The organism is Serratia sp. 121840015-1 (assembly GCF_053627655.1).
The window spans coordinates 1994234-2020929 of sequence record NZ_JBSEYF010000001.1 but is presented as its reverse complement, the minus strand read 5'-3'; the positions used below and the strand labels follow the sequence as shown (position 1 = coordinate 2020929).

Genomic DNA, 26696 nt, shown 5'->3' with positions numbered 1-26696 from the left:
TTATCGTCATCGCGCCTGTCCGTACCTTTGCGGGCGGGCCCTCTGGAAGGAGAAACAATGTACCCCGTTGATTTGCATATGCACACCGTCGCCAGCACCCACGCCTACAGCACGCTGCACGATTACATCGCCGAAGCCCAGCAGAAAGGCATCAAGCTGTTCGCCATCACCGATCACGGCCCGGACATGGCCGATGCGCCTCACTACTGGCACTTTATGAACATGCATGTGTGGCCGCGCCTGGTGAACGGCGTGGGCATCTTGCGCGGCATCGAAGCCAACATCAAAAACCTGCAGGGCGACATCGACTGCACGGGCCCGATGTTGACCGCCACCGACGTAATCATCGCCGGTTTCCATGAGCCGGTGTTTGCGCCGCAGGATAAAGCGTCCAATACTGAAGCGATGATCGCCGCAATGGCGCAGGGGGACGTGCATATCATCAGCCACCCCGGCAACCCGCGCTACCCGATCGACATTCCCGCCGTCGCGGCGGCGGCGGCCAAATACGAGGTGGCGCTGGAGCTGAATAACTCGTCGTTCACCCACTCCCGCAAGGGCAGCGAGGCCAACTGCCGGGCGATCGCCGCCGCGGTGCGCGATGCCGGCGGCTGGCTGGCGCTGGGCTCGGATTCGCACGTCGCCTTTTCGCTGGGTAACTTTGAGCACTGTGAGCGCATTATCGAAGAGGTGGGCTTCCCGCAGGAGCGCATTCTCAACGTCAGCCCGCGCCGGTTGCTGGACTTTCTCGAGCGGCGCGGCAAGCCGGCGATTGCGGAATTGGCCGATTTGTGACATCGTCCCGGCAAAATTTTCCGTATTGTATAAGGCATTATCATGAATGAGTTTTCCATTGTCTGCCGCGTGCTGGGTACGCTGTTCTACCGTCAGCCGCAGGATCCGCTGCTGGTGCCGCTGTTCGCGCTGATCAAAGAGGGCAAGCTGCAGCAACATTGGCCGCTGGAGCAGGATGACCTGCTGAAGCGCCTGCAGCAGGGCTGCGACGTCAACCAGCTGGCGACCGACTTCAACGCGATGTTCGTCGGCAGCGAATGCAGCGTGTCGCCGTTCCGCTCCGACTACGTTGAAGGTGCCAGCGAGGCGGAAGTGCGCACCTTCCTCCAGCAGCGCGGCATGCCGCTGGCGGAGGCGCCGGCCGACCATTTCGGCCAGCTGCTGCTGGCGGCGTCCTGGCTGGAAGATCAGTCGCAGGAAGATGAAGCGCAGGCGCAGATCGCGCTGTTCGACGAGTTTCTGCTGCCGTGGTGCGGCCGCTTCCTCGGTAAAGTGGAAGCGCACGCCACCACCGGTTTCTACCGCACGCTGGCGCTGATGACCCGCGACGCCATCCAGGCGATGCGCGACGAGCTGGCGGAGTACGAGCAGGACGACGAAGCGGGCGACGAAGAAGCGTAACGCCGCAGCTTATCCCGGCGGGCCGCCCGGCCCGCCGATCCGCTAAACACAGGTTTGCATCCCCCAGACGTAAATTGACAAAAGATCCCCTAATCTGGCGGTTTACCGTCGGTTCGGCCGCGCCTGCGCGCCGCGCTTTTTCACGCAAGGGGTAGATGATGAAAAGTAACTGGATGCAGCAGATTCAAACGTTGATCGGGCAGAAGGCCGGCGCGATGGGCGGAGCAGAAAGCATCGGCAAGCTGCTGGCGCCCACGGCGCTGGGCGGCCTGGTCGGCGTGCTGTTGGCCAACAAATCCTCGCGCAAGCTGGTGGGCAAGTTCGGCAAGAATGCGCTGATCGTCGGCGGCAGTGCGGCGGTGGGGGCGGTGCTGTGGAACAAGTACAAGCAGCGGGTGAAGGAGACCCATCAGGGCGAACCGCAGTTCGGTTTGCAAACCACCCCGGTGGATCTGCGCGCCAAACGCCTGGTGCAGGCGCTGGTGTTCGCCGCCAAGAGCGACGGCCATATCGATGCCGACGAGCAGCGCGCCATCGATCACAGCCTGGCGCAGCTGCAGGTGGGGGAGGAGGCGCAGAGCTGGGTGCAGGAAGCGCTCGATCAGCCGCTCAACCCGGAATTGATCGCCCGCAGCGTGCAAAACGAAGACGAGGCGCTGGAGGTTTACTATCTGAGCTGCCTGGTGATCGACGTCGATCACTTTATGGAGCGCGGCTACCTCGATGCGCTGGCGCAGGCGCTGAAGATCCCGGCGGACGTCAAGCAGGGCATCGAGAGCGACGTCAACGAGAAAAAACGCGAGCTGGCATAGCGCCGCTTGGCAAGCCGGGGGGAATCGTGTCACTCTTGCCGCAATCTATGTAAGCGGATGATTTAGCAATGATGACCCCACCGAAAGCGGAAAAACGCCCTTATCCCATCACCATCCACGGCGACACGCGCGTGGATGACTATTACTGGCTGCGCGACGACGAGCGCGCAGACCGCCAGGTGCTGGACTACCTGCAGGCGGAGAACGCCTACACCGATGCGATGCTGAAACCGCAGCAGGCGCTGCGCGAAACTCTGTACGAAGAGATGGTGGCGCGCATTCCGCAGCAGGAACATTCGGTGCCTTACGTGCGCCACGGCTATCGCTATCAGACGCGCTATGAGCCGGGCAACGAATACGCGATTTCCGTGCGCCAGCCGCAGGCCGAGAGCGAGCACTGGGAGGTGCTTATCGACGGCAATCAGCGCGCCGAGAACCACGAGTTTTACACCTTGGGCGGGCTGGACGTCAGCCCCGACAACCAGCGGCTGGGGGTGGCGGAGGATTTCCTGTCGCGCCGCCAGTATGACATTCGCTTCAAGAACCTGGCCGACGGCAGCTGGGCGGACGAAGTGCTGGAGAACACCTCCGGCAGCTTCGAGTGGGCCAACGGCTCCTCGACGGTGTACTACGTGCGCAAGCACGCCAAGACGCTGTTGCCGTATCAGGTCTATCGCCACGTGGTGGGCAGCGATCCGCAGCAGGACGAGCTGATTTACGAAGAGCGGGACGATACTTTCTACGTCGGGCTGGAGAAGACCACCTCTGAGCGCTTTATCCTGATCCACCTGAGCAGCACCACCACCTCGGAGATCCTGCTGCTGGACGCCGATCGTGCGGACGCCAAGCCGCAGCTGTTCGTGCCGCGCCGCAAGGATCATGAGTACGCCATCGATCACTATCACCAGCATTTCTACATCCGCTCCAACAAGGACGGCAAGAACTTCGGCCTGTACCAAAGCGAACAGGCGCACGAAGCGCAGTGGCAGACGCTGATCGCCCCGCGCGCCGACGTGATGCTGGAGGGCTTCAGCCTGTTCCGCGACTGGCTGGTGGTGGAGGAGCGCAGCGCCGGCCTGACGCTGCTGCGCCAGATCCACTGGCAGACTGGCGAAGAGAAGCGCATCGCCTTCGACGATCCGACTTACACCACCTGGCTGGCGTATAACCCGGATCCGGAGACCGCGCTGCTGCGCTACGGCTATTCGTCGATGACCACCCCGACCACGCTGTACGAGCTGAACATGGACAGCGGCGAGCGGACGATGCTCAAACAGCAGGAAGTGAAGAACTTCACGCCGGAAAACTACCGCAGCGAGCGAGTGTGGGTGAAGGCGCGCGACGGCGTCGAGGTGCCGGTCTCGCTGGTGTATCGCCAGGACCGCTTCCAGCGCGGCGCCAACCCGCTGATGGTGTACGGCTACGGCTCCTACGGCAGCAGCATGGATCCGGCGTTCAGCGCCAGCCGCCTGAGCCTGCTCGATCGCGGTTTCGTGTTCGTGCTGGCGCACATTCGCGGCGGCGGCGAGCTGGGGCAGCTGTGGTATGAAGACGGCAAGCTGTTCAACAAGCAGAACACCTTCAACGATTTTATCGACGTGACTGAAACGCTGGTCGCCCAGGGATACGGCGACGGCAAGCGGGTGTTCGCCATGGGCGGCAGCGCCGGCGGCCTGCTGATGGGGGCGGTAATCAACCAGGCGCCGCAGCTGTTCCACGGCGTGGTGGCACAGGTGCCGTTCGTCGACGTGGTGACCACCATGCTGGACGAGTCGATCCCGCTGACCACCGGCGAATACGACGAGTGGGGCAACCCGAACGAGCAGGCCTATTATGACTACATCAAGCAGTACAGCCCGTACGATCAGGTGAAGGCGCAGGCATACCCGCATCTGCTGGTGACCACCGGCCTGCACGATTCGCAGGTGCAGTATTGGGAGCCGGCCAAGTGGGTGGCCAAGCTGCGCGAGCTGAAAACCGACGATCGGCAGCTGCTTCTGTATACCGACATGGATGCCGGCCACGGCGGCAAGTCCGGGCGCTTCAAGGCCTATGAGGATATTGCGCTGGAGTACGCCTTTATTCTGGCGCTGGCGGAGTAACGGTATTCGGCGGGCGGCCTGCGCCGCCCGCCGTGTTAGCCAACCAGATAGTATTTCAGCGTGTGCTTCATGTCCGGGCTCAGATCGTCGATGGATTTCAGCATCCAGCGCAGATAGCCGGGATCTTCCTGGGCGATGCGATCGATCTCCTGCCCGCGATACTTGCCGAATTTGAACTTCTTCAGCAGCACCGGCTGTTCGGTGATCTGCACCATTTGCTCCGGCGTCCAGCCCGAATCCTTGATGATGCGTTGCAGCAGCGCGGCGGTGACGTAGCAGTCATACAGCGCGCGGTGCGGATACAGCGTGGCGTCTGCCGGTAGCTGCACATCCAGGTTCAGCGCATAGCGCAGATATTGGTTGCCGTACTTGATGTCCGGATACAACGTGCGCGCCAGCTTGAGGGTACATATCCAGGCGCCGTTCATCTCCGGCAGCACGCCGCGATCGAAAGCGGCGTTGTGCGCCACGTAGTAAGGGCTGCCCTGATAGCGGCCGATTGCCACCGCGATGCGAGGTTTGCCTTCCACCATTTGCTCGGTGATGTGATGAATCGCCATCGCATCGAGGCTGATGGGGCGATCCGGGCTGACCAGATCGCTCATCGGGTTGGTTAACTGACCGTCGAGCAGATCGAGGGAGGCCACTTCCACCACGCCGCCGTCCAGCCCGCAGGTCTCGGTATCTATTACGCGTAACGTCATGTTTTCCTCCGCGTTGCCGTCAGCCCTCAGCTTAACCGGCACAGGCGGCCGTGCCAACCGCACCCTCACTACAGGCAATAAAAAACCCGCCTTGGCGGGTTTAATGACGGATGGAAGGACGCTTACTCACCAGACGGATGCGCTTTTTTGGCGCGTTTCTCCGCACGTTTCTCAGCTGGGGTTTTCAACGGCTTCTTCTTCGCATTCTTTTTGCTATCCATTCCCTTGCTCATGATGGCCTCTCGTTACCTATGATTGGGTGGCTTGCTCAGCCATTAACCGCCTAAAGCCAAGAGGATGCAAGCGGCAAAGTGCAGGTTTAGGTTAACCGGCTGTTTGTGCATGAAATTTTGTTTTTGGATGACCGGGTGCTAAAAATAAATATTATGTTATAATGTTACACTTTTGGTGTTGGGAGAGCGCAATGACAGTCATGACGTTACCGGATGCGCAGCAACTGCTGGCCATGCCGGATTCTGATTATATGAACTCGGTTCAACGGGCGTTTTTCCGCCAACGGTTGCAGGACGAGCGGCAAAAGCTGCTGCTGCACATCGATGAGCTGAAAAAAGAGATCGACGGCGGCGAAGCGACGGGCGATGAAGCCGACAAGGCGGCGCGCGAAGAGGATCTGCGCCTGCTGTTCCGCCAGTTGGATCGCGAAAGCCGCCTGCTGCCGAAAATCGATGCGGCGCTGGCGCGATTGCAGAACGGCGAGTACGGCTACTGCCGGGAAACCGGCGAACCTATCGGGCTGGCGCGTCTGCTGCTGCGCCCGACGGCGGAGCTGAGCATCGAGGCGAAAACCGCACAGGAGATGCGTGAGCCGCATATGCGCAAAGGTGGCTAATTGAATCCCACCGGGGGGCGAATGTGCCCCTCAACCGATCGGACCTGTGGGCATTTTGCAGGCAGGTCGTTGTGATTTTGAGCAAACGCGCGCCGAGTTCTCGGCGCGCGTTCGAGTTTTCGGGTTTTACCGTTGACCTGCCGGGCGGCTTCCGCTTTGATGAAAGCATGACTCACAGAGAGACGGAAAGCGCCATGGAACAATTACGAGGTTTGTACCCGCCGTTAGCAGCATACGACAGCGGTTGGCTGGACACTGGGGATGGCCACCGGATCTACTGGGAGCTGAGCGGCAACCCGAACGGTAAACCGGCGGTCTTCATTCACGGCGGGCCGGGCGGCGGCATCTCCCCGCATCATCGTCAGCTGTTCGATCCGGAACGCTACAAGGTGCTGCTGTTTGATCAGCGCGGCTGTGGCCGCTCCCGTCCGCACGCCAGCCTGGACAACAACACCACCTGGCATTTGGTGGCCGATATCGAGCGGCTGCGCGACATGGCCGGCGTCGATCAATGGCTGGTGTTCGGCGGTTCCTGGGGATCGACGCTGGCGCTCGCCTATGCGCAGACCCACCCGGAGCGCGTCAGTGAAATGGTGCTGCGCGGCATCTTCACCCTGCGTAAGCAGGAACTGCATTGGTATTACCAGGACGGCGCGTCACGCTTCTTCCCGGACAAATGGGCGCGCGTGCTGTCCATTCTGTCGGATGAAGAGCGTAAAGACGTGATCGCCGCCTACCGGCAGCGGCTGACTTCGGCCGATCCGCAGGTGCAGCTCGAAGCGGCCAAGCTGTGGAGCGTGTGGGAAGGGGAAACGGTGACGCTGTTGCCGAGCCGCGAATCCGCTTCGTTCGGCGAGGATGATTTCGCCCTGGCGTTCGCCCGCATTGAAAACCACTATTTCACCCACCTGGGCTTCCTGGAGAGCGATGACCAGCTGCTGCGCAACGTGCCGCTAATCCGCCATATTCCGGCGGTGATCGTCCACGGCCGCTATGACATGGCCTGCCAGGTGCAGAACGCCTGGGATCTGGCTAAGGCCTGGCCGGAAGCGGAGTTGCATATCGTGGAAGGGGCGGGGCATTCGTTTGATGAGCCGGGCATCTTGCACCAGCTGATGATCGCCACCGACCGGTTCGCCGGCAAGTGACGTAAAAAACCCGCCGTTACGGCGGGTTTTTTGTTATTTGACCTTCGGCTCGTACGGCAGGCGCGAAAACCTGTGGGATTCCGCGCGGTAGTGCGCCACGCGCTCGCGAAAATAGTCGCGCAGCGCTTCCGGCTGCTCACGCTCCACCACTTCCGGGATCACCGGCATGTTGTAGCGCTCTTTGTACGCCACGCCTGAGGCGGCGAGATCCACGTTCACCCGGTCCATCTCTTCTTTAGACAGCTCGGCCAGATTGTAACCCACGCTATGCTCCTTACTTACTTTGCCGCTTTGAACCTGCGCAGAAGGTAATCCACCCGGCGGCGCTTGGCAAGCCCGTTGCGCCGCTGCCGTGGGCGATATTTATCCGGGAGTAATGCAATCTATTTATTCTTTTAAATAAGAATGATTCGCTTTTTGATTAAAATAAAAGATGAAAATAATTATCATGTTAATTCTCAATGTGGTGTTGATATTTTAATTTATTGATATATATGATTTTTATAATTAATGTGATTTGAGTGTAAATAAGGTGTTTTTATTTTTGCGGCAGCAGGGCATAATGCGCGGAAATTAAATTCATGACCTGCAAAATAAAAGGAATCATTATGCTGACGCAAGAAATGACTCAAAAGCTGAATGAGCAACTGAATCTGGAGTTCTACTCCGCCAACCTGTACCTGCAGATGAGCGCATGGTGCAGCGATAAAGGCTTTGAAGGCGCCGCCGCATTTCTTAAAGAGCACTCTCAGGAAGAGATGCAGCATATGCAACGTCTGTTCGACTACCTGAGCGACACCGGCTCTCTGCCGCTGCTGGGCAGCATCGCCGCACCGCCGGTAGCGTTCGAATCGCTGGCGGACGTGTTCCAGCAGACCTACGAACACGAACAGTTGATCACCCGTCAGATCAACGAACTGGCGCACGCCGCCATGACCGCACACGATTACTCCACCTTCAATTTCCTGCAGTGGTACGTGGCGGAGCAGCACGAAGAAGAGAAACTGTTCAAATCCGTGCTGGATAAGCTGGCGCTGGTGGGCACCAGCGGCAAAGGCCTGTTCTTCATCGACAAAGATCTGAAGAAAATGGGCGCGATGGGCCAGGGCGGCAACGGCCAGGCTTAATCCGCATCAGAACATCGAAAAACCGCGCGCGGGCGAGCCTGACGCGCGGTTTTTTTTACCCTGCGTTTATCGCGGTTATGCGGCGATACGTGCTGCCGGATCGCAAAATGCCAGTGATGCGCTCGACTTGCCGCAGCCTGGTCGTTATGATTTACCGCGATACGCTACAGGGATGGTAGAGTCAAAACAGCGGGTTAGCCGATACAACCCGTTTTTCTGTTTACCCGTGGCGCAATCACTTGCGGTGGGTTGGGGCCGCTGATACATCGCCTTGGCTGTGGCCTTAACCCTTATGACCCTCTTTATACTGTTAAGGGATACCACTGTGATCGGTAAAATTCGTTCCTCCTGTCGCCTGCTTTCCACCGTTTTCGTCCTGTTCGTCGGCCTGTCTTCGCAGCAAGCGCTGGCGCACGCCCATCTGAAAGTGGAAACGCCGAAGGCCGACGCCAGCGTCAGCCCGGCGCCGAAGGCGCTGACCCTCAGCTTCTCCGAAGGCATCGAGCCGAACTTCAGCGGCGTGAAAATCACTGGCCCGGACAACGCCGTGGTGAAAACCGGCAAGCTGCAGCTCGATCCGAACAACAACACCCAGGTCAACGTGCCGATCGAAGGCGAACTGAGCGCGGGCAAATACAACGTCAGCTGGCATGTGGTTTCGGTCGACGGGCATAAAACCAAAGGCCAGTACAGCTTCACCGTAAACTGATCGTGAGTCTGGCGACCCTGTTCGTTCTGTGTCGCTTGGTGCACTTTGCGGCGGTGATGCTGATGTTTGGCATCAGTCTGTTCACCGCCTTACTGTCACCGCAGCGCCTCTCCCCGATCCTCTCCCGCGATGTGCGCCCGCTGCTGCTTGCCGGCACCTGGATTGCCGGGCTTTCCGCCGTGGCGCTGCTGGCCATTCAGGCCGGGCAAATGGGCGACGGTTGGGAAGACGCCTGGCGGCTGGAGGTTTGGTGGGCGGTGCTCGGCACCACCTTCGGCGAAGTGTGGCGCTGGCATCTGGGCCTGTCGCTGCTGGCGATCCTGAGCCTGCTGCTGCCGGAAAGGCCGCGCGCGCAGGCGTTGGCGCTGTGTTCGGCGCTGCTGCTGGTCAGCCTGGCGTTCATCGGCCACGCGGCGATGCACGAAGGCACGCTGGGCGTGCTGCACCGCGCCAACCATGCGGTGCACCTGTTGGCCGCCGGTTATTGGTTCGGCTGCCTGGCGCCGTTGCTGGTTTGCCTGCGTTACCTGCAGCCGCCGCAGTGGCGCAACGACGCCATCACCACGCTGATCCGTTTCTCGCGCTGGGGGCACCTGGCGGTGGCGGCGGTGATCGTCACCGGCATCGTCAACAGCCTGATCATTCTCGGCGGTTGGCCGCTCAACCTCGGCTCGCCTTATCAGCGCCTGCTGCTGATCAAAACCGCGCTGGTGGCGCTGATGGTGATGGTGGCGCTGGCCAATCGCTACGCCATTGTGCCGGCAATGAGCCGCGTGCCGGCGCTGGCGCAGCGCGGCGTGGTGCTGGCCTGCTGGCTTGAAGTCGGGCTGGGGATGGTGGTGCTGCTACTGGTCAGTTTATTTGCAACCTATGCGCCGGTTTGACATTTCGGCTTGCCGCAACCGGGCAAGCTGCGGGAAAATCGACGTGAATAGCAACCTTAAGGCCAACACATGAAATCGGTATTACTCGGCATTACGCTGCTGGCAACCGCGACCGGCGCGCTGGCGGCAGACAAACTGGTGAACATCACCAAACTGGAATACGGCAAACAGTGGGCGTTCACCAAGGAAGAAGTGACGCTGCAGTGCCGCAGCGGCGGCGCGCTGTTCGTGCTCAACAACAGCACTCTGATGCAATACCCGCTCAACGACGCAGCGGAGCAGCAGGTGAAGAAGGGCCATCAGCGCGCGCAGCCGCTGGAGGTGATCCTGCTGGACGACCCTGCCGAACCGGGGAAAAAAATGAGCCTGGCGCCGTTTATTGAACGCGCCGAGAAGCTGTGCGCTGACTAATCGCTTGTTTGCCAACGCCTTGCCCAACGTGCGCGGATTGATGCGCATTTGCCGCATAGTTATTTCGTCACGAAACTATCACGCGGCCGCCGGGCGGCTGGCAAAACTGGCGCGGTAGGCTACTCTTAAAGTGCACGGCTGAACAAGCCCTGCATTAAATGCCAACTTTTAGCGCACGGCTCTCTCCCAAGAGCCATTTCCCTAGACCGAATATAGGAATCGTATTCGGTCTTTTTTTGTGTGATTGATTTATAAGTATTTTTTCTGAAAAATCGAAATTTACTCGAATTTTGATATTCGGTCTTTTACAGCATTACGTACTCCTTCCTCATCGTGTTGAGATATTTCAACGTCATCGTTTCTGATGAATGCCCAAGCAGTTTTTGCGCAAAGTCTTTCCCTCTTTCCTTTTCATACAGCCGGCCAGCCAAACTGCGGATCTCGTGAAAGGTCGGCGGACTTTCCTCGAACGACAAACCTGAAGCCTTCCGAGCCGCAACAAATTTTTTCGTTAGTCCATCAGGATGCAGTGAGCCATCAGGGCTGTTTTTGCGGATTCCTGCGCTGATCATAAAGTCTGTCGTGCTGACCAACCTGCAGCGATCGATCACTGTCCCTAGGCGGAGACCTGCAATTTTCAGCTCCAGATCGAGGGGGAGGGAAATCATGGCACCCGTCTTCCCTTGCTCGACAAGCAGTCGACCGTTTACGACATGGCTGAAACGCATCTGAGTTAGATCTTCGCGGTGTTGGCCAGAAACCAAAGCCAGATCCATCGCCAAGCCGAACCAGGGCGGCATTGTGTCTGCTGCACCACGAATAGGACTCAGTTAATGCTGGGGATGATCAGTGATGCTGACAATAAGTTATTGATAAAATGGATGAAGTATGTTCAAAAGATTCAGTAATTAGATGGGAATGGAAGTGAAGTGGTCATATGGCCGGAGCCGCCAAAATAAAGCCCTCATGGTAGAGGGCTGAATAGGTCAATTATTATTCGTTCCCAATGATGCAATGGCTGTATTACCAGAAATGAACAGGGAATATTCCTTATTGGTTGAGATTGGTTTAATCCCACTGCTGATCATACGAGAAAGCGCATTTTTATTGTTTTGTTCATTTCCGTAACCATGCAGTGTCTGCGGGAACCCTTTATTAATTAGCTGGAAAGAGGCTAGAAACTCAGATGCAGGGCTAAGGAAATAGCCTATTAATGGTTTGTTGCTCATTAGCAGTTTAGTTCTTTCATCTATATTGACTTGGCCAACTGTTCCGATGGTTTTTATTTCGTTATTAGTCATCAAGTCGCGACCAATCATGTTGAAAATGAAATCTTCATACTCGCGCTGTGATTTAATAGCGCTGCTTAGTTGAGCACTGAATGCAATTACTGTAATAACAGGAACAAGTGACAAATATTTCATTTTGGGTAAGAAGCAAACAACGGGGATCGCAATCAAAACAAGACACACAGAGAAGGAGACCAGAGTCCTTGGAAATACAGGTGCGTCTTTAAGAAATATGGTTGGCCCCATAAGTGAAACTAAAAACACAATTAAGGAAAGCACCCAATAAAGACCGAATGATAATGTCATTTTTCCATTATGGCGATTTGCAATTAGTGTGAAAATCAAACCACTAACGACTGGAATTAAAAAATAAATATAAACTGGCCCATAAAAATAAGATAGAACCATATCTTTTAATGCCATTGTCGTAGCTAGCAGATGTTCCAGCCCTTCAGAATTAGCTGATATGATCTCTGCACGTGAATTGCTTTTTGTAGCAAAAAACAACATGTAAACTAAGTAAAAAGAGATAAATAAAACTGTACTTTTAAATGTTTTATTTATAATCCCAGTAGCCTTGCAGTTATTTTTAACTGCTGCGATCATAATGTCCACAGCAAGTAAACCAATAAATATATTAGCGCATGGCTGATATAGGGTTAAAGATAGTACTCCGGCTAACAGTTTCACCGAAACTTGTCTGATAGGATTATTAGCTTTATAGGTATAAGCCATAACTGCCAGGAAAAACGCAACAGACATGCCTAAAGAGTCATATCTGTAAGCGATATTTTGTAACATGAATGGATTAAAAATGAGAAGAGCAGCAACAAACTTGTGTGAAGAGACTTCTAACCTCGATAAATGCTCGCTAAGTAAAAGCGACGCTCCGCCGATAAACAAGCAGGAAGCAATCATTGTATAGGGGAATAAATCAAGGTTATAGTGGCCACTGGCGGATAAAATCTTCATGAGAATATCTGCAACAGGTCTACCCAATCCTCTCCATCCATACTGGCCAGTTATGGCTCTATCTAGGTCATCCCTATAAAAGATACCAGCTTGGATTAGCGGATAAATAAAAAGAAGAGCAATCCCTGAATAAAGAAAAAGTGCTTTTTTGTCGATTTTACAAAACATATTAATTCTCACCTTACTTCTTTATTATATAACGTGGGCGGCGTTTGGTTTCTATGTATATTCTACCAATATATTCCCCAAGCACTCCGATGCCTATAAGCTGTACACCACCGAGGAAAAGAATGGAAACTATAATTGAAGCATAACCAGCCACAGGGTTTCCCCAAATAACTTTATCTATAATCATCCATGCACCATACATAAATGAAATTGCAGCGACAAAAAATCCAATGTACGCCCAAACCCGAAGAGGGAAGGTGGAAAAACTTGTGATTCCCTCTATTGCCAAATTCCAAAGCTTCCAGCCATTGAATTTGCTGGTTCCTGCGACTCGCTCGGCTCTCGAGTATTCAACAATTGCAACATTTCCGCCAACCCAGCTAAGGATACCTTTCATAAATAGGTTCCTCTCCGGAAGCAACTTAATATTCTCTACGACTTCCCTGGTCATTAGCCTAAAATCACCTACATTCTCTTCTATAGCTGGTTTGCTTATTTTATTGTGAACGCGATAAAACCACTCTGCCGTTTTCCTCTTCATCCTGCCATCGCATTGTCTATCCATACGCTTGGCCAATACCACGTCTGCGCCATCTTGCCACTTATTTAATAAATGGGGGATAACATCAATTGGATCTTGAAGGTCAACGTCAATTGGGATAATGGCATCTCCGGTAGCAGCTTCCAAGCCAGCAAACAGTGCGGGCTCTTTTCCGAAATTCCGGGTAAAGTTCACTGCTTTAACCTTGGGGTCATTGATAGCCAGCGAAGAAATTATTTCTTCTGTCGTATCGGAGCTGCCATCGTTTACGAAAACGATCTCAACGTCTATATGCTCAAAAAGCTTGAACTTACGGACAGACTGATAGAAAAGAGGAATTGCTTCTTCCTCGTTGAATACGGGAACTACAAGTGAAATTTTCATTTATCTTCCCTGAAGACAACTAACTTAGAATAAATGAAGCCACAGATTAGGCTGATCACTGAAAAAGTAACGAGAGTTACAATTGGGTTTGCATGTAGCGTATCTGCTGCCCAACCGACAGAGAATGCCATACCTCCCATAAACAACACATACACCGTATAGCGGTTAGTTGTAGCTTGCGCTTTGAACGTCCACTTGGCGTTAGCAAAGAACGAAACGGTTACAGCGATGCTGAAAGCGACAACATTAGAAACTGATTGTGAGAAGCCGCTAAAGAGCATGAGTCCAAAAGCAGCCCAGTGAACCAAGGTATTGATTACACCTACAGATGCATAACGTATAAAGGTCTTCAATGCGTGAAATTCTTAAAAGTTGGTTTGCCATATTTTGCCATCGCATCATACTGATGGCAAAATTTTCACCCTACACACGATGAGTCGCTCATACACACACATCGTTATGATGACCGGTCCCCATTACGATTTTCGAACTTTTTCTAGGGATGTGCAGCATTAGCTGCGTAAGCCGTCGAATTTTTTTCGAATCAAGCCGAGATTTTTGATAACTATTTGAAAGCAAAAGACGCTTAACGGAGGTGCTTTTGATGGCTTTATAATCAAATTTCAATATATCTATTTGAAATTGCTTGTTTTATTTATTTTCGCTCGATTAAAGGAACCGTATTCGGTATTTTTTTGTGATTGATTTATAAGAAAATTTCCCCTAAATCATCTGCAACAATCCTCGGTTTTCTTTTCGAGCTACCAGACTCTAAGCGCGAACGAATAATGTCGCTCCTGTGATACGAAGCAAGGTTCAATTCATCCAGTCAATTTGTTAGGATCGCCTGACCTACATGACTATTGGTGCAGTACATTGAAAATTAAAGCGTTGTTATTTGTTGCGTTGGCCGCGCTGGCCGGCTGCAGCCAGGAGGGAACCTCGATGAATCAGCCCGCGAACGAGAAAGGCGGCCAAACGGAAGTGTTGCTGGTGAACAGCGCGCTGGTGGACTGCGTGGGCGTCGGCCCGATGAAGTGCATGCAGGTGCGTCGTTCCGCGCAGGAGCCGTGGGAGTTGTTCTACACCGGCATCGAGGGCTTCACCTTCGAACCGGGTTATCAGTATCGGCTGAAAGTGCGTGTCACTCCGGTGGAGAACGTACCGGCCGATGCCTCATCGCTGCGTTATACGCTGATTGAGCAGTTGGAAAAGAACAAGGCGTGACCCTCGACAGGCCGGGTAATCGCAACCCGGCCTGCTATGATTATCCCTTTACCATCATGACATGTCTCGGCGGCGGGCTTGCCGACTGGTCTGTTCACTGCGCTTGTTTTCGCACTTTCTTAAGTATATCGAGAAAATCAGGTATATTGTCCTTCGGTTTTTAGCTACCAAGAAAAAATTACTATGATTATCAAACCTAAAATTCGTGGTTTTATCTGCACCACCGCTCACCCGGCAGGCTGTGAAGCCAACGTCCGTGAGCAAATCGCCTACGTTAAGTCGCGCGGCGAACTGAAAAACGGGCCTAAAAAGGTGCTGGTCATTGGTGCATCCACCGGTTACGGTCTGGCCTCGCGCATCAATGCCGCTTTCGGCAGCGGTGCGGCCACCATCGGCGTATTTTTCGAGAAGCCTGGCAGCGAAGGCAAAACCGGTTCCGCCGGTTGGTACAACTCCGTCGGTTTCGACAAGGCAGCTAAAGAAGAAGGCCTGTACGCGAAAAGCATCAACGGCGATGCATTCTCCAACGAGTGCCGTCAGACCGTGATCGATCTGATCAAAAAAGACCTGGGTCAGGTTGACCTGGTGGTTTACTCGCTGGCTTCGCCGGTGCGTAAGATGCCGGAAACCGGCGAAGTGGTGCGTTCCGCACTGAAGCCGATCGGCGAGCCGTACAAATCCGTCGCGCTCGACACCAACAAAGACGTGCTGGTTGAAGCCGTGGTCGAGCCGGCCAACGAGCAAGAAATCGCCGACACCGTGAAGGTGATGGGCGGCCAGGACTGGCAGCTGTGGATGGACGCGCTGGACGAAGCGGGCGTGCTGGCGGATAACGCGCAGTCTGTCGCTTACTCCTACATCGGTACCGATCTAACCTGGCCAATCTACTGGCACGGTACGCTGGGCAAGGCGAAAGAAGATCTGGATCGCGCGGCGCACGCCATCAACCAGAAACTGCAGGCCAAAGGCGGCGCGGCTTACGTTGCGGTGCTCAAGTCGGTGGTGACTCAGGCTTCCTCCGCCATTCCGGTAATGCCGCTGTATATCTCCATCGTGTTCAAGATCATGAAGGAGCAGGGCATTCACGAAGGCTGCATCGAGCAGATCCAGCGTTTGTTCGCCACCAAGCTGTACAGCGGTGCGGCGCCGGACACCGACGAGAAACACCGTCTGCGTCTGGATGACTGGGAACTGCGCGACGCCGTGCAGGAAACCTGCCGTGAAATCTGGCAGCAGCTGAACGACAACAACATCAACGAACTGACCGATTACCAGGGCTACAAGGCGGAATTCCTGCGCCTGTTCGGCTTTGGTCTGCAGGGCGTTGACTACGACGCCGATCTGAGCGGCGAAGCCAACTTCGATGTGATCGAGCTGGTCTAAGCGCGTCGAGCGGTCAAACAAGGTCGGGTTAGCCCGGCCTTTTTTATTGCCAGCGAATTATCGGGTGGCTAAGCGAAAATGTTTATTTCAGGTTAATAGGTTAACCAGGTGATTAACATCGGCGGGCGGCGTTGAAATAACGGCGGTTATTAAACTAAAGAAAGTCATTTTTTTATTTACCCTTGCTGCCGGCTGCGGGTATTTTATTTCCTTTAAGGAGAAAACGATGACATGGCGTTTTTGGGCCCCGGTACCGTTATTGTTGTTGAGCGCCTGCAGCGCGATTCAGCCGACGTCGACGTCCCCAGACTGGTCTCAGCCGCAGCCTGCCACGCGGGAGCAGCGGCAGCGCATCATGGCGGGTGAGTCCGCCTCCTCGGTATTGCACGAAGGAAATGTCGGCATTGGCGGCACCTTCGATGGGTCGAAAATATTCGATCGTTAAGCCGCTAAATATATTCAGCCAAATTAATGTGCGCATTCTGCCAGTATTGTCGGAGGGTTTACCTTTCCTGCGTTATTCTGCCGTGGCCTGACTATTCATTGCGTTAGCAGACAATTCGTTTTCCTTATAGGGAACCGCCGGTTTATTTCGGTGTAATCAAAGGAGTTGCCCATGGCGAAGGACATGGCCGCGATCTTTCTCTTGCTGTTGCTGCCGTTAAGCCAAAGCGCCGGCGCGGCGCGCTACGACAGGCAATGTGAAGGCGTGTCGCCGGTGCTGTTTCAAAAGCGGCTGAAAGCGCTGGCGCAGGATCTGCGGCAGGAAATGAGCGAGGAAGCGACACCGGCAGAGCGCGATGCGGAAGAGCTGGCGCGGCTGGCGGAGTGCGGTATCGAGCCCGGCAAAGCGCCCGTCACCGGCGGGCAGCGCGCGCCCCGTTCAGAGGAAAAGCCGCCGGCATCGCCGAACGGTTGTTGAGCCGGCGTGCGCGCAGAGTAAAACGATGTAAAAGGAATCATTAATGAAAAGGATAGTGTTGGCCGGCGCGGCCTTGTGTTGCGCCAGCTTCGCGCAGGCGCGGGTGGATTTGGAATACCATGCGGCGGCGCCGAAGGACAGCAAGGTCACCGAGGAGTATCAGAAAAAGCGCGACGCATTGCGCCACAAGGTGTGGAATGTCGATAATCTGACGCTGGCCAACGAGCAGGCGATTGCGCGCGAACAGCAGCGCGAGGCGGCAGAGAGCGCCAAACGGCAGCAGCATCACCTGGAACAGCAGGAGAAAAAGCAGCGCTGCCTGCGGAGACACTCGAAAGATCCTCACCGCGAGGCGAAGTGTTACATGCACAGCTTCTAACATTAACCGTCCGGGCGCCATCAGCGCCCGGCGTCGTTTAGGCCGGGCGGCAATGCTCTTTCAGCATGGCGATCGCGTCCGGTTTCAGCTGATACAGATAGACCGGGCGGCCGGTGGCGCCGTACAGAATACGGGTGCCGAGAATGCCGCTCTCCGCCAGATAGATGAGGTACTTGCGGCAGGACACCCGCGAAATGCCGATGGCGTTGGCCAGGTTGTCGGTGGAGAATTCGCTGTCATGCTGCTGTTCGATCCACTCGCACACCGTGCTCAGGGTAATGCTGGTCAGCCCCTTCGGCAGCTTCTTGCTCTCCTGGCCGCCGGGCTGGCGGCGCAGCAGGCTGTCGACGTCGGCCTGCGAAAACTCGCGCTGCGCCAGAATCTGCGACTGCTGCCGGTAGTGGCTCAGCGCCTCCTTGAAGCGGCTGAACTGGAACGGTTTGATCAGATAATCCACCACGCCGTAGTGCAGCGCCTTTTGCACCGTGTTCACGTCGCTGGCGGAGGAGATGATGATCACATCCGTCTTCTCGCCGAGTTCGCGCAGGCCGGGCAGCAGATCCAGCCCGTTCTCCTGCTGCATGTAGATATCCAGCAGCACCAGATCGATGCTGACGCTGGCATCGGCCAGCAGGGCGCGCGCCTGGTTCAGGGTGGCGACCGTCGCCTGGCAGTGAAAACCGCTGACCTGGCTCAGGTAGTATTTGTTCAGCTCCGCCACCATCGGGTCGTCGTCGACAATCAGTACGTTAATCATGGGCTCTGCTCTTGGCCTGATAGGGAAGGTGCACGAAAAATTGGGTCAGCTCGCCCGGTTCGGATTCGAAATCGATGCTGCCGCCCAGTTTCTCCAGATGGCTGCGGATCAGCGCCAGGCCAATGCCGCGTCCCGTTCCCTTGGTAGAAAATCCGTGTTCGAAGATGCGCGCGCCGATCGCCGGATCGATACCGGGGCCGTCGTCGCTGACGATACAGTGTAATTGATCGTCGTGGTGATGGAAGCTCAGGCCGATCTCGTGGCCCTCAACGCCGTCGATGGCGTCGATGGCGTTTTCGATCAGGTTGCCGAGCACGCTGATCAGCACATGGGTGGTTTCCGCGTCGTCGGTTTCCGGCAGCAGGCTGGTTTCCTCGATGGTCAGCTCAACGCCGGCTTCGTGGGCGCGGCTGATCTTGCCGATGAAGAAGCCCGCCACTTCCGGCGAGTGAATTTTGCGCAGCAGCGCGCCTATCTCTTCCTGGTAGTTGCTGGCGGTATTGATGATGTAGTTTTCCAACTGCTGGTAGGCCTTCATGTGCAGCATGCCGAGTATCACGTGCAGCTTGTTCATAAATTCGTGCGACTGCACCCGCAGCGCATCGGCGTAGTGCGCCATGCCGCTCAGGCGCTGCAGCAGGCGGCTGACCTCGGTCTTGTCGCGGAAGGTGGCGATGGCGCCGGTCACCTGGCCGTTGACGATCACCGGGACGGTATTGGTCAGCAGTTCGCTGCCGTTGAAGCTGATCTGCCGATCGCGCAGCGGTTTGCCGCTGGCCAGCACCTCCGCCAGATGCAGCTGCGCCGGCCAATGCTTGCTGGCGGCTTCCAGCAGCAGGTTTTCCACCGGGCCGCTTTGGCGCAGCAGGCGCTTGGCCTCGTCGTTGACGATGGTGATGCGGGATTCATTATCGACCGCGATCACGCCTTCTTTAATCGATTGCAGCATGGCGTTGCGCTGTTCGAACAGGTTGGAGATTTCGTAAGGCTCGAAACCCAGCATGATGCGCTTGAGTGCGGAGACCAGGAAGAAGGTGCCCAGGCCGCCGACCAGCGCGGCGAAGGCGATGGTCCAATAGATGATCCAGCGGCTTTCCGCCACCACCCGCTGCACGGTATCCAGCGCGATGCCGAGCGCCACTACGCCGATTTGCTGTTTCTGCGCGTCATACACCGGCACGAACACCCGCAGCGCCGGGGCCAGCGTGCCGCGGTTGATGGCGCTGTTGACGTTGCCTTGCAGCGCGGGCGCCAGATCGTCGCCGATAAAATGCTGGCCGATCAGCCAGGGTTTGGGGTGCGAATAGCGGATACCCTGCATATCCACCACCACCACGAACAGCAGCTCGTTTTGATGGCGCACCTGCTCGGCGAAGCGCTGAATGGTGCCGCTTTGGTCGCGCCGCTGCAGGCCGTCAACCACCGTGCTGGAGAGCGCCAGCGTATTGGCGACGGCGATGGCTTTCTGCTGCAGCTGATCTTGCCCCTCGCGGCTCATCTGCACGAAAAACAGCGCGAACACCACCAGCAGCACCGAAGCGATGATGGCGGACACCATCAGCGTGATGGAGGTGCTCAGCTTGAGCGGCACCCGTTGTTTTGGCATGGCGGTTCTCCGAATGGCGATATCACGGCGTATTCTAGCGAGGAATGAGGCAAGCTGCAGTTACCGGCAGCAGGTTATAGCATGCTGCCGGGGGAGCAGGGGGTTATTTTAGTTACAAAAGCGGGTCACTGCTGGTGGTAGATCTCCAGCGCCTGTTGGCCGCTGGCGCCCTGATGGATGATTGCCATCAACGCGCGCACCACCTGCGACGGATTGCTGTGTTGATAGACGTTGCGGCCGTAAACCATGCCGGAGGCGCCCTGGGCCATCAGCGCGGCGGATTTCTCCAGCACCGGCCCCAGCTCCCCCTTGCCGCCGCCGCGCACCAGCGTCGGGCAGCGCGCCGCTTCCACCACGCGGTGGAAGTCTTCCACCCGTTCGGTCGGGTCGGCCTTGATGATGTCGGCGCCCAGCTCGCGCGCCAGCCGCACCAGCGGCACGATCTTCTCCACGTCGCCGAGCGAGCCGTAGGCGGCGCCCTGGCCGGCCGGGGCCATCACCAGCGGTTCAATCATCAGCGGCATGGCGTATTGATCGCAGGCGTGGCGCAGGCGGCCGATGTTTTCCACGCACTGGCGGAAAATGCCGGGCTCATCCGGGATCATATACAGATTGACCACCACCGCGGCGGCGTCCATTTGCAGCGCCGCGAGGATCGGCGCCTCCGGGTTGTGCAGCACCGCCCACATTTCGCGGTGGCGCGCGGCGTTATAGGCGTTGCCGACGTCGGTGCGCATCACCAGCGCCGGTTTTTCGCGCTGCGGCGCGCGCTGCAGCAGATCCGCCTGGCCGTAGTTGACCTGAATGGCGTCGGGGCGCGCGGCGATCAGGTTGCCCATCACCCGTTCGATATCTTCCAGGCCGATCAAGAAATCCGGTTCGTTGGCGATGCCGTGATCGATCGCCACGTCCAGGCACTTGCCGTTGTTGAACAGGCGGTTCATCCGCACCTTACTGCTGAGCTGCATGTCAGGTCCTCCTGAGATAGGGATATGTCCATTATTGCCGAGTAAGGATGGTCGGGAAACGCGGAAACCGCAAACTGCGTGGCCGCTCGCAGTTTTTGCCGGCGCACGAAAGGGGGACCTTTGCCGGCGGCTTTCATTTCATTTGTTAGATCCGTGTCATGTTTTTGTTAATAAGCCATTCCAAAATGCATGTTTCGCTTGTTTGGGTTAAAAAGTTTCAATAATCTAAATTATGAAATAAACATTTAAAAACGTGCTGAAGGTGCCGTTTGTTGTGCCAGGGGTTTATTTCAATTTATTGTTTTTAATCTGTTTTGAGATATTGATCACCATTTTTCCAACGACCTTTATACGGCGATAACGCGGTAAATTCGCCGTATCAAAGGGATAACACCGACCGTATTGTTGTTTGAATGTAAAAAATATTTTTCATTAGCTGTCAACCAACAGACCTCTTCATTCTAACGATTAAAGGGTAACGAACATGAAGCTGAAGAAACTGATCGCCGCCTCGGTACTGATGTGCATGCTGCCGGCCAGCGTGTTGGCGAAAGACATCAAGATCGGCGTTTCCATGGCTTACTTCGATGACAACTTCCTCACCATTCTGCGCCAGTCGATGCAAAACAAAATGAAGGCCGACGGCAACGTCAGCGGCCAGTTCGAAGACGCCAAAGGCGATATCGCGCAGCAAATTCAACAAATCGAAAACTTCGTCAGCCAGGGCGTCGACGCCATCATCCTCAACCCGGTGGATACCCAGGGCGTCAAGCCGATGATTAAGCTGGCCGAGAAGGCCAAGATCCCGCTGGTGTTCGTCAACCGCAAGCCGGAAGTGGCGCTGCCGGCCGGCATGGCCTACGTCGGCTCCGACTCCAAGCTGGCCGGCAAGCTGCAGATGGAGGCGCTGGCCAAGCTGATGAACGGCAAGGGCAACGTAATGATCCTGATGGGCGAGCTGTCGAGTGAAGCCACGCGCGACCGCACCCGCGGCGTGGAAGAGGTGGCGGCCAACTATCCCGGCATCAAAATAGTCGACAAGCAAACCGCCAAGTTCTTCCGCAAAGAGGCGGTGGACGTTACCACCGACTGGATTTTGTCCGGCCAGCAGATAGACGCCATCGCCTCCAACAACGACGAAATGGCCATCGGCGCTATTTTGGCGCTGAAGCAGGCCAAGAAATCCGGCGTGCTGGTGGCCGGCGTTGACGGCACGCCGGACGCGCTGGAGTTCATCAAGAAGGGCGATCTGGCGTTGAGCGTGTTCCAGGACGCCAAAGGCCAGGGCGAAGGCGCGGTGCAGACCGCCGTTCAACTGGTGAAAGGCGAGAAAGTGGAGAGCAACGTGCTGATCCCTTACCAGCTGATCACCCAGGCCAATTACCAGCAATTCGCCGATAAAAACAAGAAATAAGCCGTGAAGCCCGCCGCGGGCGCCGGTGTGGGGCGAACGCGGCGGAAAACGTGGGTCAGTGCGGAGGTAAGCGGTATGTACCCTTATGTTCTTGAGGCCGAAGGCATCAGCAAGCAGTTCCCCGGCGTCAAAGCGCTGGATAAGGTCTCGATTAAAATCAAACCCGGCAGCGTGCACGCGCTGATGGGGGAAAACGGCGCGGGTAAATCGACGCTGATGAAATGCCTGATCGGCATCTACCACCCGGACGAAGGCTCGATCAAAATCAAAGGTCGGCCGGTCACCTTCAGCGACACGCTGCAGGCGCTGCATTCGGGCATTTCCATGATCCACCAGGAGCTGAACCTGGTGCCCTACATGACGGTGGCGGAAAACATCTGGCTGGGGCGCGAGCCGGCGCGGCTGGGGTTCGTCAACCACGAACAGCTGAACGAACAGACCCGCGAACTGCTGGCGCGGCTGAACATCAAACTGCAGCCGGAAACGCTGGTGGGCGAGCTGAGCATCGCCAACCAACAGATGGTGGAGATCGCCAAGGCGGTATCCTACAACGCCGACGTGCTGATCATGGATGAACCGACCTCGGCGCTGACCGAAGGCGAAGTGGTGCACCTGTTCGCCATCATTCGCGAGCTGCGCGAGCAGGGCAAAGGCATCATCTATATCAGCCACAAGATGGACGAGATCTTCGCCATCACCGACGAAGTGAGCATTTTCCGCGACGGCACCTTCATCGCCTGCGACAAAACCGAAAACCTGACCAAACAGTCGCTGATCACCATGATGGTGGGGCGAGAACTGACGCAGATGTTCCCCAAATTCAACAACAATATCGGCGAGGAAGTGCTGCGGGTGGCGGGGCTGCGCCGCAGCGGCTGGTTCCATGACGTATCGTTCAGCGTCAAGCGCGGCGAGATCCTCGGCGTTGCCGGGCTGGTGGGCGCCGGGCGCAGCGAAGTGATGGAGAGCCTGTTCGGCATGCACCCGGCGGACGGCGGCGAGATCTTTATCGAAGGCCAGGCGGTAAAAGTGGATTCCCCGGCGAAGGCGATCGAGAGCGGGCTGGCGTTCCTCACCGAAGACCGCAAGAAATCCGGCCTGTTTCTGGTGCTGTCGGTGGTCGAGAACATGAGCATCGTCAACCTGTCGGAATACATCGGCAAGAACGGTTTCGTCAGCCACGTGCAGATGGCCAAAGACTGCATGGATCAGATTAAAAAGCTCAACATCAAAACGCCGACCATGGATCAGATCATCAATAACCTCAGCGGCGGCAACCAGCAGAAGGTCTTGATCGCGCGCTGGCTGCTGGCGCAGCCGAAAATCCTGATCCTCGATGAACCGACGCGCGGTATCGACGTGGGGGCGAAAGCGGAAATTTACCGCCTGATCAGCGAGCTGGCCAACCGCGGCGTCGCCATCATTCTGGTTTCCTCCGAGCTGCCGGAGATCCTCGGCATGAGCGACCGGGTGATGGTGATGCACGGCGGCCGCATCACCGGCATTTTGGACAAAGACGACGCGGACCAGGAGAAGATCCTGGCGCTGGCCTCAGAATAACGAAGGGTGAACATCATGAGTAACGTAAAGATTGAGAAGCCGCTCTCCGCCGATTCAACGGGCAAGGGAACGCTGTTCTCCGGGCTGAGCGGCAAAATGCCGAAGGATACCGGTATCTTCATCGTGATGATCGGCATCGCGCTGATCTTCGAAATCCTCGGCTGGTACATGCGCGATCAGTCATTCCTGCTGAACCCGAACCGCCTGCTGCTGATCGTGCTGCAGGTGGCGATCATCGGCATCATCGCGGTGGGCGTCACCCAGGTGATCATTACCACCGGCATCGATCTCTCCTCCGGCTCGCTGATTGCGCTGACTGCGGTAGTGGCGGCCAGCCTGGCGCAGACCTCGGACAGCATCTCGCCGATGTATCCGGGGCTGCTCGATCTGCCGGCGGCGATCCCGATCGGCGCGGGGATCGGGGTGGGCATCGTCTGCGGCTTTATCAACGGCTTCCTGATCACCCGCACCGGCATTCCGCCGTTCATCGCCACGCTGGGGATGATGGTGTCGGCGCGCGGCCTGGCGCAGTACTACACCAAGGGCAACCCGGTCAGCTTCCTGTCGGACGGCTTCACGTCAATCGGCCAGGGTGCGATGCCGGTGATCATCTTCCTGGTGATTGCAGTGATCTTCCATATCGCACTCAAGCACACCCGCTACGGCAAATACATCTACGCCATCGGCGGCAACATGACCTCGGCGCGGGTTTCCGGCATCAACGTCAATAAGTACCTGGTGACGGTTTACACCATCGCCGGCGGCCTGGCGGGGTTGGCGGGCGTGGTGCTGGCGGCGCGCGTCAGCAGCGGCCAGTCGAGCATGGGGATGTCCTACGAGCTGGACGCCATCGCCGCGGCGGTGATCGGCGGCAGCAGCCTGATGGGCGGCGTCGGGCGCATCACCGGCACGCTGATCGGCGCGGTGATCCTCGGCCTGATCAAAAGCGGCTTCACCTTTATCGGCGTCGATTCTTACATTCAGGACATCATCAAAGGCGTGATTATCGTCGCCGCCGTGTCGATCGACATGCGGCGCAACCGCAAAAAACACTGATTGCCGTGAATTGCCGCCGGCGCCAGGTTGGCCGGCGGCGTTTTTTTACCGGGGGACACATCATGAATTACCTGAAAGGGCTGTGGCTGGCGGTGGCGCTGTGCGCGTCTACCCCGGCATGGGCGCAAACCATCGGCGTGTCGATGGCCTATTTCGACCAGAACTTCCTCACCATCATCCGCCAGGCGATCGACAAGGAGGCCAAGGCGCGCGGCATCACCGTGCAGTTTGAGGACGCACGCGGCGACGTCGGCCGCCAGACCGATCAGGTGCAGAGCTTTATCAGCGCCGGGGTGGACGCGATTATTGTCGATCCGGTCAACTCGGCCAGCACGCCGGTGATGACCAAAATGGTCCAGGCCGCCGGCGTGCCGCTGGTGTACGTGAACCGCACGCCGGGCGACGCTAAACTGCCGCAGGGCGTGGTGTTCGTCGGCTCCGACGAGCGGGAATCCGGCACGCTGCAGATGGAAGAGCTGGCGCGGCTGGCCGGCTATCAGGGCAACGTGGCGGTGATGATCGGCAACCTGACCGACGCCGGCGCGCTGCAGCGCACCAAAGACGTGGAGCAGGTGGTGAGCAAGTACCCGAAAATGAAGGTGGTGCAGAAGCAGAGCGCCAACTATTCACGCAGTGAAGGCATGGACCTGATGATGAACTGGCTGACCAACGGCGAAGCGATCGACATCGTCGCCGCCAACAACGACGAGATGGCGATCGGCGCAATCATGGCGCTGCAGCAGGCGGGCAAGGCGGACAAGAAAGTGCTGATCGGCGGCATCGACGCCACGCCGGACGGCCTCAAGGCGCTGGCCTCCGGCAAGATGCAGGTCACGGTGTTCCAGGACGCGGTCGGGCAGGGCAAAGCCTCGGTCGATGTGGCGCAGCGCATGATCAACGGTGAAAAGCTCGAGCCGTATTACTGGATCCCGTTCGAGCTGGTGACGCCGGCCACGATGCAGAAGTATGCGGCCAGGCCGTGAGTTAACCGTCAGATCCGCGTTGCCGGGGCGCTGCTTGCAGCGCCTTTTTTATTGGCGTCAGTTACATGTCCGCTTGCGGCCAGCGCGGCGCGGGATCTTGCTTCACACTGAGGATCTTTAAACCGCGTGAGGATGAGCGATGAACGCATTGAACGGCAAGGTGGCGGTGATCGGCGGCGCCAGTTCGGGGAGCGGCAGGGCGGCGGCGCTGCTGTTCGCCCGCCAGGGGGCTGCGCTGGTGTTGGGGGCGCGGCGCGAGCGGCTGTTGGCGGAGCTGGTGGAGGACATTCGGCGCGAGGGCGGCCGGGCGCTCGCGGTGGCGGGCGACGTGCGCGATGAAGCCTTCGCCGAACGGCTGACGGCGACGGCGGTCGACGAATTCGGCGGGCTGGATATCGCCTTCAACAACGCCGGCACGTTGGGGCCGCTGGGGCCGTCGCTGGCGCTCACCGCGCCAGAATGGCGCGAGGTGCTGGAAACCAACCTGTCGAGCGCCTACTACGGCGCCAAATATCAAATCCCCGCCATGCTGGCGCGCGGCGCGGGCTCGGTGATTTTCACCTCCACCTTCGTCGGCCACACCGCGGCGTTTCCCGGCACGGCGGCCTATGCGGCCGGCAAGTCGGGGCTGATCGGCCTGACGCAGGCGCTGGCGGTGGAGTTCGGCGGACGCGGTATTCGGGTGAACGCGTTGCTGCCGGGCGGCACCGATACGGCGATGGGCCGGCAGATGAGCAATACCCCGGAGGCGCTGGCGCAGGTGGCCGACCTGCACGCGCTGAAGCGGCTGGCGATGCCGGAGGAGATCGCGCAGGCGGCGCTGTATCTGGCGTCTGACGCTTCCTCATTTGTCACCGGCACCGCGATGCTGGTGGATGGCGGGGTGTCTATCCAGCGCGGCTGAGACCACGGGCGCCGTGGCCT

28 protein-coding genes and 1 pseudogene are annotated in these 26696 nt (G+C 57.2%); 20 read left to right on the top strand and 9 right to left on the bottom strand.

Annotated features, from left to right (window positions below):
* Positions 1–57: 57 nt before the first annotated feature.
* The 4 genes from ACUXAC_RS09780 (at position 58) to ACUXAC_RS09765 (ending at position 4330) form a co-directional block, all read left to right on the top strand.
* Complete coding sequence (locus ACUXAC_RS09780; protein WP_049202798.1) at positions 58–795, top strand: phosphatase; 738 nt, start codon at positions 58–60, stop codon at positions 793–795.
* A 42-nt stretch (positions 796–837) separates the two neighbouring features.
* Entirely contained in the window at positions 838–1416 is a 579-nt protein-coding gene (locus tag ACUXAC_RS09775; RefSeq protein WP_019455786.1) for a TorD/DmsD family molecular chaperone, read from the top strand.
* A gap of 158 nt (positions 1417–1574) precedes the next feature.
* Positions 1575–2228 carry a tellurite resistance TerB family protein gene (locus tag ACUXAC_RS09770; RefSeq protein ID WP_060419772.1) on the top strand — a complete coding sequence of 218 codons (654 nt, stop codon included), beginning with the start codon at positions 1575–1577 and terminating at the stop codon, positions 2226–2228.
* 68 nt (positions 2229–2296) lie between these two features.
* On the top strand, positions 2297–4330 hold the full coding sequence (locus ACUXAC_RS09765; protein WP_342121293.1) for a S9 family peptidase: 2034 nt from the start codon (positions 2297–2299) through the stop codon (positions 4328–4330).
* Positions 4331–4365: 35 nt separating this feature from the next.
* Here ACUXAC_RS09765 and exoX read toward each other — a convergent pair whose 3' ends face one another.
* Positions 4366–5034, bottom strand: a complete 669-nt coding sequence (exoX, locus tag ACUXAC_RS09760; RefSeq protein WP_197659216.1) for an exodeoxyribonuclease X — start codon at positions 5032–5034, stop codon at positions 4366–4368.
* A gap of 424 nt (positions 5035–5458) precedes the next feature.
* Between exoX and dksA the strand changes: the two genes are divergently transcribed.
* Positions 5459–5884 carry an RNA polymerase-binding protein DksA gene (dksA, locus tag ACUXAC_RS09755; protein ID WP_049270193.1) on the top strand — a complete coding sequence of 142 codons (426 nt, stop codon included), beginning with the start codon at positions 5459–5461 and terminating at the stop codon, positions 5882–5884.
* Between the two features lie 194 nt (positions 5885–6078).
* Positions 6079–7032 carry a prolyl aminopeptidase gene (pip, locus tag ACUXAC_RS09750; protein ID WP_061872130.1) on the top strand — a complete coding sequence of 318 codons (954 nt, stop codon included), beginning with the start codon at positions 6079–6081 and terminating at the stop codon, positions 7030–7032.
* A 33-nt stretch (positions 7033–7065) separates the two neighbouring features.
* Here the strand turns inward: pip and ACUXAC_RS09745 are convergent, their stop codons facing one another.
* Positions 7066–7296, bottom strand: a complete 231-nt coding sequence (locus tag ACUXAC_RS09745; RefSeq protein WP_033638067.1) for a DNA polymerase III subunit theta — start codon at positions 7294–7296, stop codon at positions 7066–7068.
* Between the two features lie 344 nt (positions 7297–7640).
* On the opposite strand from ACUXAC_RS09745, the gene ftnA reads away from it, so the two are divergent.
* The 4 genes from ftnA (at position 7641) to ACUXAC_RS09725 (ending at position 10163) form a co-directional block, all read left to right on the top strand.
* A complete protein-coding gene (ftnA, locus tag ACUXAC_RS09740; protein ID WP_025302449.1) occupies positions 7641–8159 on the top strand; it encodes a non-heme ferritin in 519 nt (172 codons plus the stop codon).
* 325 nt (positions 8160–8484) lie between these two features.
* Complete coding sequence (gene yobA, locus ACUXAC_RS09735; protein WP_004940886.1) at positions 8485–8868, top strand: CopC domain-containing protein YobA; 384 nt, start codon at positions 8485–8487, stop codon at positions 8866–8868.
* Between the two features lie 2 nt (positions 8869–8870).
* Positions 8871–9752 (top strand): copper homeostasis membrane protein CopD, encoded by an 882-nt coding sequence (gene copD / locus ACUXAC_RS09730; protein ID WP_342121292.1) that lies wholly within the window; start codon positions 8871–8873, stop codon positions 9750–9752.
* A 69-nt stretch (positions 9753–9821) separates the two neighbouring features.
* Positions 9822–10163, top strand: coding sequence for a YebY family protein (locus tag ACUXAC_RS09725; RefSeq protein WP_019454721.1), 342 nt, complete (start codon positions 9822–9824; stop codon positions 10161–10163).
* Between the two features lie 305 nt (positions 10164–10468).
* Here ACUXAC_RS09725 and ACUXAC_RS09720 read toward each other — a convergent pair.
* The 4 genes and pseudogenes from ACUXAC_RS09720 to ACUXAC_RS09705 form a co-directional block, all read right to left on the bottom strand.
* A pseudogene (locus ACUXAC_RS09720) lies at positions 10469–10984 on the bottom strand (tyrosine-type recombinase/integrase); the annotation flags it as partial.
* A 165-nt stretch (positions 10985–11149) separates the two neighbouring features.
* Positions 11150–12592 (bottom strand): glucosyltransferase domain-containing protein, encoded by a 1443-nt coding sequence (locus ACUXAC_RS09715; RefSeq protein WP_084827859.1) that lies wholly within the window; start codon positions 12590–12592, stop codon positions 11150–11152.
* 13 nt (positions 12593–12605) lie between these two features.
* Positions 12606–13517, bottom strand: a complete 912-nt coding sequence (locus ACUXAC_RS09710) for a glycosyltransferase family 2 protein (protein WP_087762336.1) — start codon at positions 13515–13517, stop codon at positions 12606–12608.
* Positions 13514–13870, bottom strand: a complete 357-nt coding sequence (locus ACUXAC_RS09705) for a GtrA family protein (protein WP_073533859.1) — start codon at positions 13868–13870, stop codon at positions 13514–13516. Before ACUXAC_RS09705 ends, ACUXAC_RS09710 begins: the two co-directional genes overlap by 4 nt.
* 523 nt (positions 13871–14393) lie before the next feature.
* Here ACUXAC_RS09705 and ACUXAC_RS09700 point away from each other — a divergent pair.
* The 5 genes from ACUXAC_RS09700 to ACUXAC_RS09680 all read left to right on the top strand — a co-directional run bounded on the left by ACUXAC_RS09700 (position 14394) and on the right by ACUXAC_RS09680 (position 17428).
* Positions 14394–14744 (top strand): DUF4377 domain-containing protein, encoded by a 351-nt coding sequence (locus ACUXAC_RS09700; RefSeq protein WP_084826387.1) that lies wholly within the window; start codon positions 14394–14396, stop codon positions 14742–14744.
* Between the two features lie 183 nt (positions 14745–14927).
* Positions 14928–16127 (top strand): enoyl-ACP reductase FabV, encoded by a 1200-nt coding sequence (gene fabV / locus ACUXAC_RS09695; RefSeq protein ID WP_387442266.1) that lies wholly within the window; start codon positions 14928–14930, stop codon positions 16125–16127.
* A gap of 226 nt (positions 16128–16353) precedes the next feature.
* Positions 16354–16572, top strand: coding sequence for a YdgH/BhsA/McbA family protein (locus tag ACUXAC_RS09690; protein ID WP_142109717.1), 219 nt, complete (start codon positions 16354–16356; stop codon positions 16570–16572).
* Between the two features lie 171 nt (positions 16573–16743).
* Positions 16744–17049, top strand: a complete 306-nt coding sequence (locus ACUXAC_RS09685; RefSeq protein WP_084826386.1) for a hypothetical protein — start codon at positions 16744–16746, stop codon at positions 17047–17049.
* Between the two features lie 43 nt (positions 17050–17092).
* Positions 17093–17428, top strand: a complete 336-nt coding sequence (locus ACUXAC_RS09680; RefSeq protein ID WP_060419415.1) for a hypothetical protein — start codon at positions 17093–17095, stop codon at positions 17426–17428.
* A gap of 37 nt (positions 17429–17465) precedes the next feature.
* On the opposite strand, the gene dcuR is transcribed toward ACUXAC_RS09680, so the two are convergent.
* The 3 genes from dcuR to ACUXAC_RS09665 form a co-directional block, all read right to left on the bottom strand.
* Positions 17466–18185, bottom strand: a complete 720-nt coding sequence (gene dcuR / locus ACUXAC_RS09675; protein ID WP_123894649.1) for a two-component system response regulator DcuR — start codon at positions 18183–18185, stop codon at positions 17466–17468.
* Positions 18178–19791: a sensor histidine kinase gene (locus tag ACUXAC_RS09670; protein WP_387442261.1), complete on the bottom strand. Its 1614-nt coding sequence runs from the start codon at positions 19789–19791 to the stop codon at positions 18178–18180. Before ACUXAC_RS09670 ends, dcuR begins: the two co-directional genes overlap by 8 nt.
* 125 nt (positions 19792–19916) lie before the next feature.
* Positions 19917–20759 carry a class I fructose-bisphosphate aldolase gene (locus ACUXAC_RS09665; protein WP_047727766.1) on the bottom strand — a complete coding sequence of 281 codons (843 nt, stop codon included), beginning with the start codon at positions 20757–20759 and terminating at the stop codon, positions 19917–19919.
* Between the two features lie 484 nt (positions 20760–21243).
* Between ACUXAC_RS09665 and ACUXAC_RS09660 the strand changes: the two genes are divergently transcribed.
* The 5 genes from ACUXAC_RS09660 (at position 21244) to ACUXAC_RS09640 (ending at position 26676) form a co-directional block, all read left to right on the top strand.
* Positions 21244–22173, top strand: coding sequence for a sugar ABC transporter substrate-binding protein (locus tag ACUXAC_RS09660; protein WP_033642730.1), 930 nt, complete (start codon positions 21244–21246; stop codon positions 22171–22173).
* Positions 22174–22248: 75 nt separating this feature from the next.
* Entirely contained in the window at positions 22249–23733 is a 1485-nt protein-coding gene (locus ACUXAC_RS09655) for a sugar ABC transporter ATP-binding protein (RefSeq protein WP_049202519.1), read from the top strand.
* Between the two features lie 15 nt (positions 23734–23748).
* A complete protein-coding gene (locus ACUXAC_RS09650; protein WP_025160279.1) occupies positions 23749–24789 on the top strand; it encodes an ABC transporter permease in 1041 nt (346 codons plus the stop codon).
* Between the two features lie 62 nt (positions 24790–24851).
* Positions 24852–25772, top strand: coding sequence for a sugar ABC transporter substrate-binding protein (locus ACUXAC_RS09645; protein WP_087762341.1), 921 nt, complete (start codon positions 24852–24854; stop codon positions 25770–25772).
* A 139-nt stretch (positions 25773–25911) separates the two neighbouring features.
* On the top strand, positions 25912–26676 hold the full coding sequence (locus ACUXAC_RS09640; protein ID WP_387442256.1) for an SDR family oxidoreductase: 765 nt from the start codon (positions 25912–25914) through the stop codon (positions 26674–26676).
* Positions 26677–26696 lie beyond the last annotated feature (20 nt).

Coding starts and splice junctions, on each gene's coding strand:
- ACUXAC_RS09780 (WP_049202798.1), top strand. CDS start 58: ATGTACCCCGTTGATTTGCATATGCACACCGTCGCCAGCACCCACGCC.
- ACUXAC_RS09775 (WP_019455786.1), top strand. CDS start 838: ATGAATGAGTTTTCCATTGTCTGCCGCGTGCTGGGTACGCTGTTCTAC.
- ACUXAC_RS09770 (WP_060419772.1), top strand. CDS start 1,575: ATGAAAAGTAACTGGATGCAGCAGATTCAAACGTTGATCGGGCAGAAG.
- ACUXAC_RS09765 (WP_342121293.1), top strand. CDS start 2,297: ATGATGACCCCACCGAAAGCGGAAAAACGCCCTTATCCCATCACCATC.
- exoX (WP_197659216.1), bottom strand. CDS start 5,034: ATGACGTTACGCGTAATAGATACCGAGACCTGCGGGCTGGACGGCGGC.
- dksA (WP_049270193.1), top strand. CDS start 5,459: ATGACAGTCATGACGTTACCGGATGCGCAGCAACTGCTGGCCATGCCG.
- pip (WP_061872130.1), top strand. CDS start 6,079: ATGGAACAATTACGAGGTTTGTACCCGCCGTTAGCAGCATACGACAGC.
- ftnA (WP_025302449.1), top strand. CDS start 7,641: ATGCTGACGCAAGAAATGACTCAAAAGCTGAATGAGCAACTGAATCTG.
- ACUXAC_RS09725 (WP_019454721.1), top strand. CDS start 9,822: ATGAAATCGGTATTACTCGGCATTACGCTGCTGGCAACCGCGACCGGC.
- ACUXAC_RS09715 (WP_084827859.1), bottom strand. CDS start 12,592: ATGTTTTGTAAAATCGACAAAAAAGCACTTTTTCTTTATTCAGGGATT.
- ACUXAC_RS09710 (WP_087762336.1), bottom strand. CDS start 13,517: ATGAAAATTTCACTTGTAGTTCCCGTATTCAACGAGGAAGAAGCAATT.
- fabV (WP_387442266.1), top strand. CDS start 14,928: ATGATTATCAAACCTAAAATTCGTGGTTTTATCTGCACCACCGCTCAC.
- ACUXAC_RS09690 (WP_142109717.1), top strand. CDS start 16,354: ATGACATGGCGTTTTTGGGCCCCGGTACCGTTATTGTTGTTGAGCGCC.
- ACUXAC_RS09685 (WP_084826386.1), top strand. CDS start 16,744: ATGGCGAAGGACATGGCCGCGATCTTTCTCTTGCTGTTGCTGCCGTTA.
- ACUXAC_RS09680 (WP_060419415.1), top strand. CDS start 17,093: ATGAAAAGGATAGTGTTGGCCGGCGCGGCCTTGTGTTGCGCCAGCTTC.
- dcuR (WP_123894649.1), bottom strand. CDS start 18,185: ATGATTAACGTACTGATTGTCGACGACGACCCGATGGTGGCGGAGCTG.
- ACUXAC_RS09670 (WP_387442261.1), bottom strand. CDS start 19,791: ATGCCAAAACAACGGGTGCCGCTCAAGCTGAGCACCTCCATCACGCTG.
- ACUXAC_RS09665 (WP_047727766.1), bottom strand. CDS start 20,759: ATGCAGCTCAGCAGTAAGGTGCGGATGAACCGCCTGTTCAACAACGGC.
- ACUXAC_RS09660 (WP_033642730.1), top strand. CDS start 21,244: ATGAAGCTGAAGAAACTGATCGCCGCCTCGGTACTGATGTGCATGCTG.
- ACUXAC_RS09655 (WP_049202519.1), top strand. CDS start 22,249: ATGTACCCTTATGTTCTTGAGGCCGAAGGCATCAGCAAGCAGTTCCCC.
- ACUXAC_RS09650 (WP_025160279.1), top strand. CDS start 23,749: ATGAGTAACGTAAAGATTGAGAAGCCGCTCTCCGCCGATTCAACGGGC.
- ACUXAC_RS09645 (WP_087762341.1), top strand. CDS start 24,852: ATGAATTACCTGAAAGGGCTGTGGCTGGCGGTGGCGCTGTGCGCGTCT.
- ACUXAC_RS09640 (WP_387442256.1), top strand. CDS start 25,912: ATGAACGCATTGAACGGCAAGGTGGCGGTGATCGGCGGCGCCAGTTCG.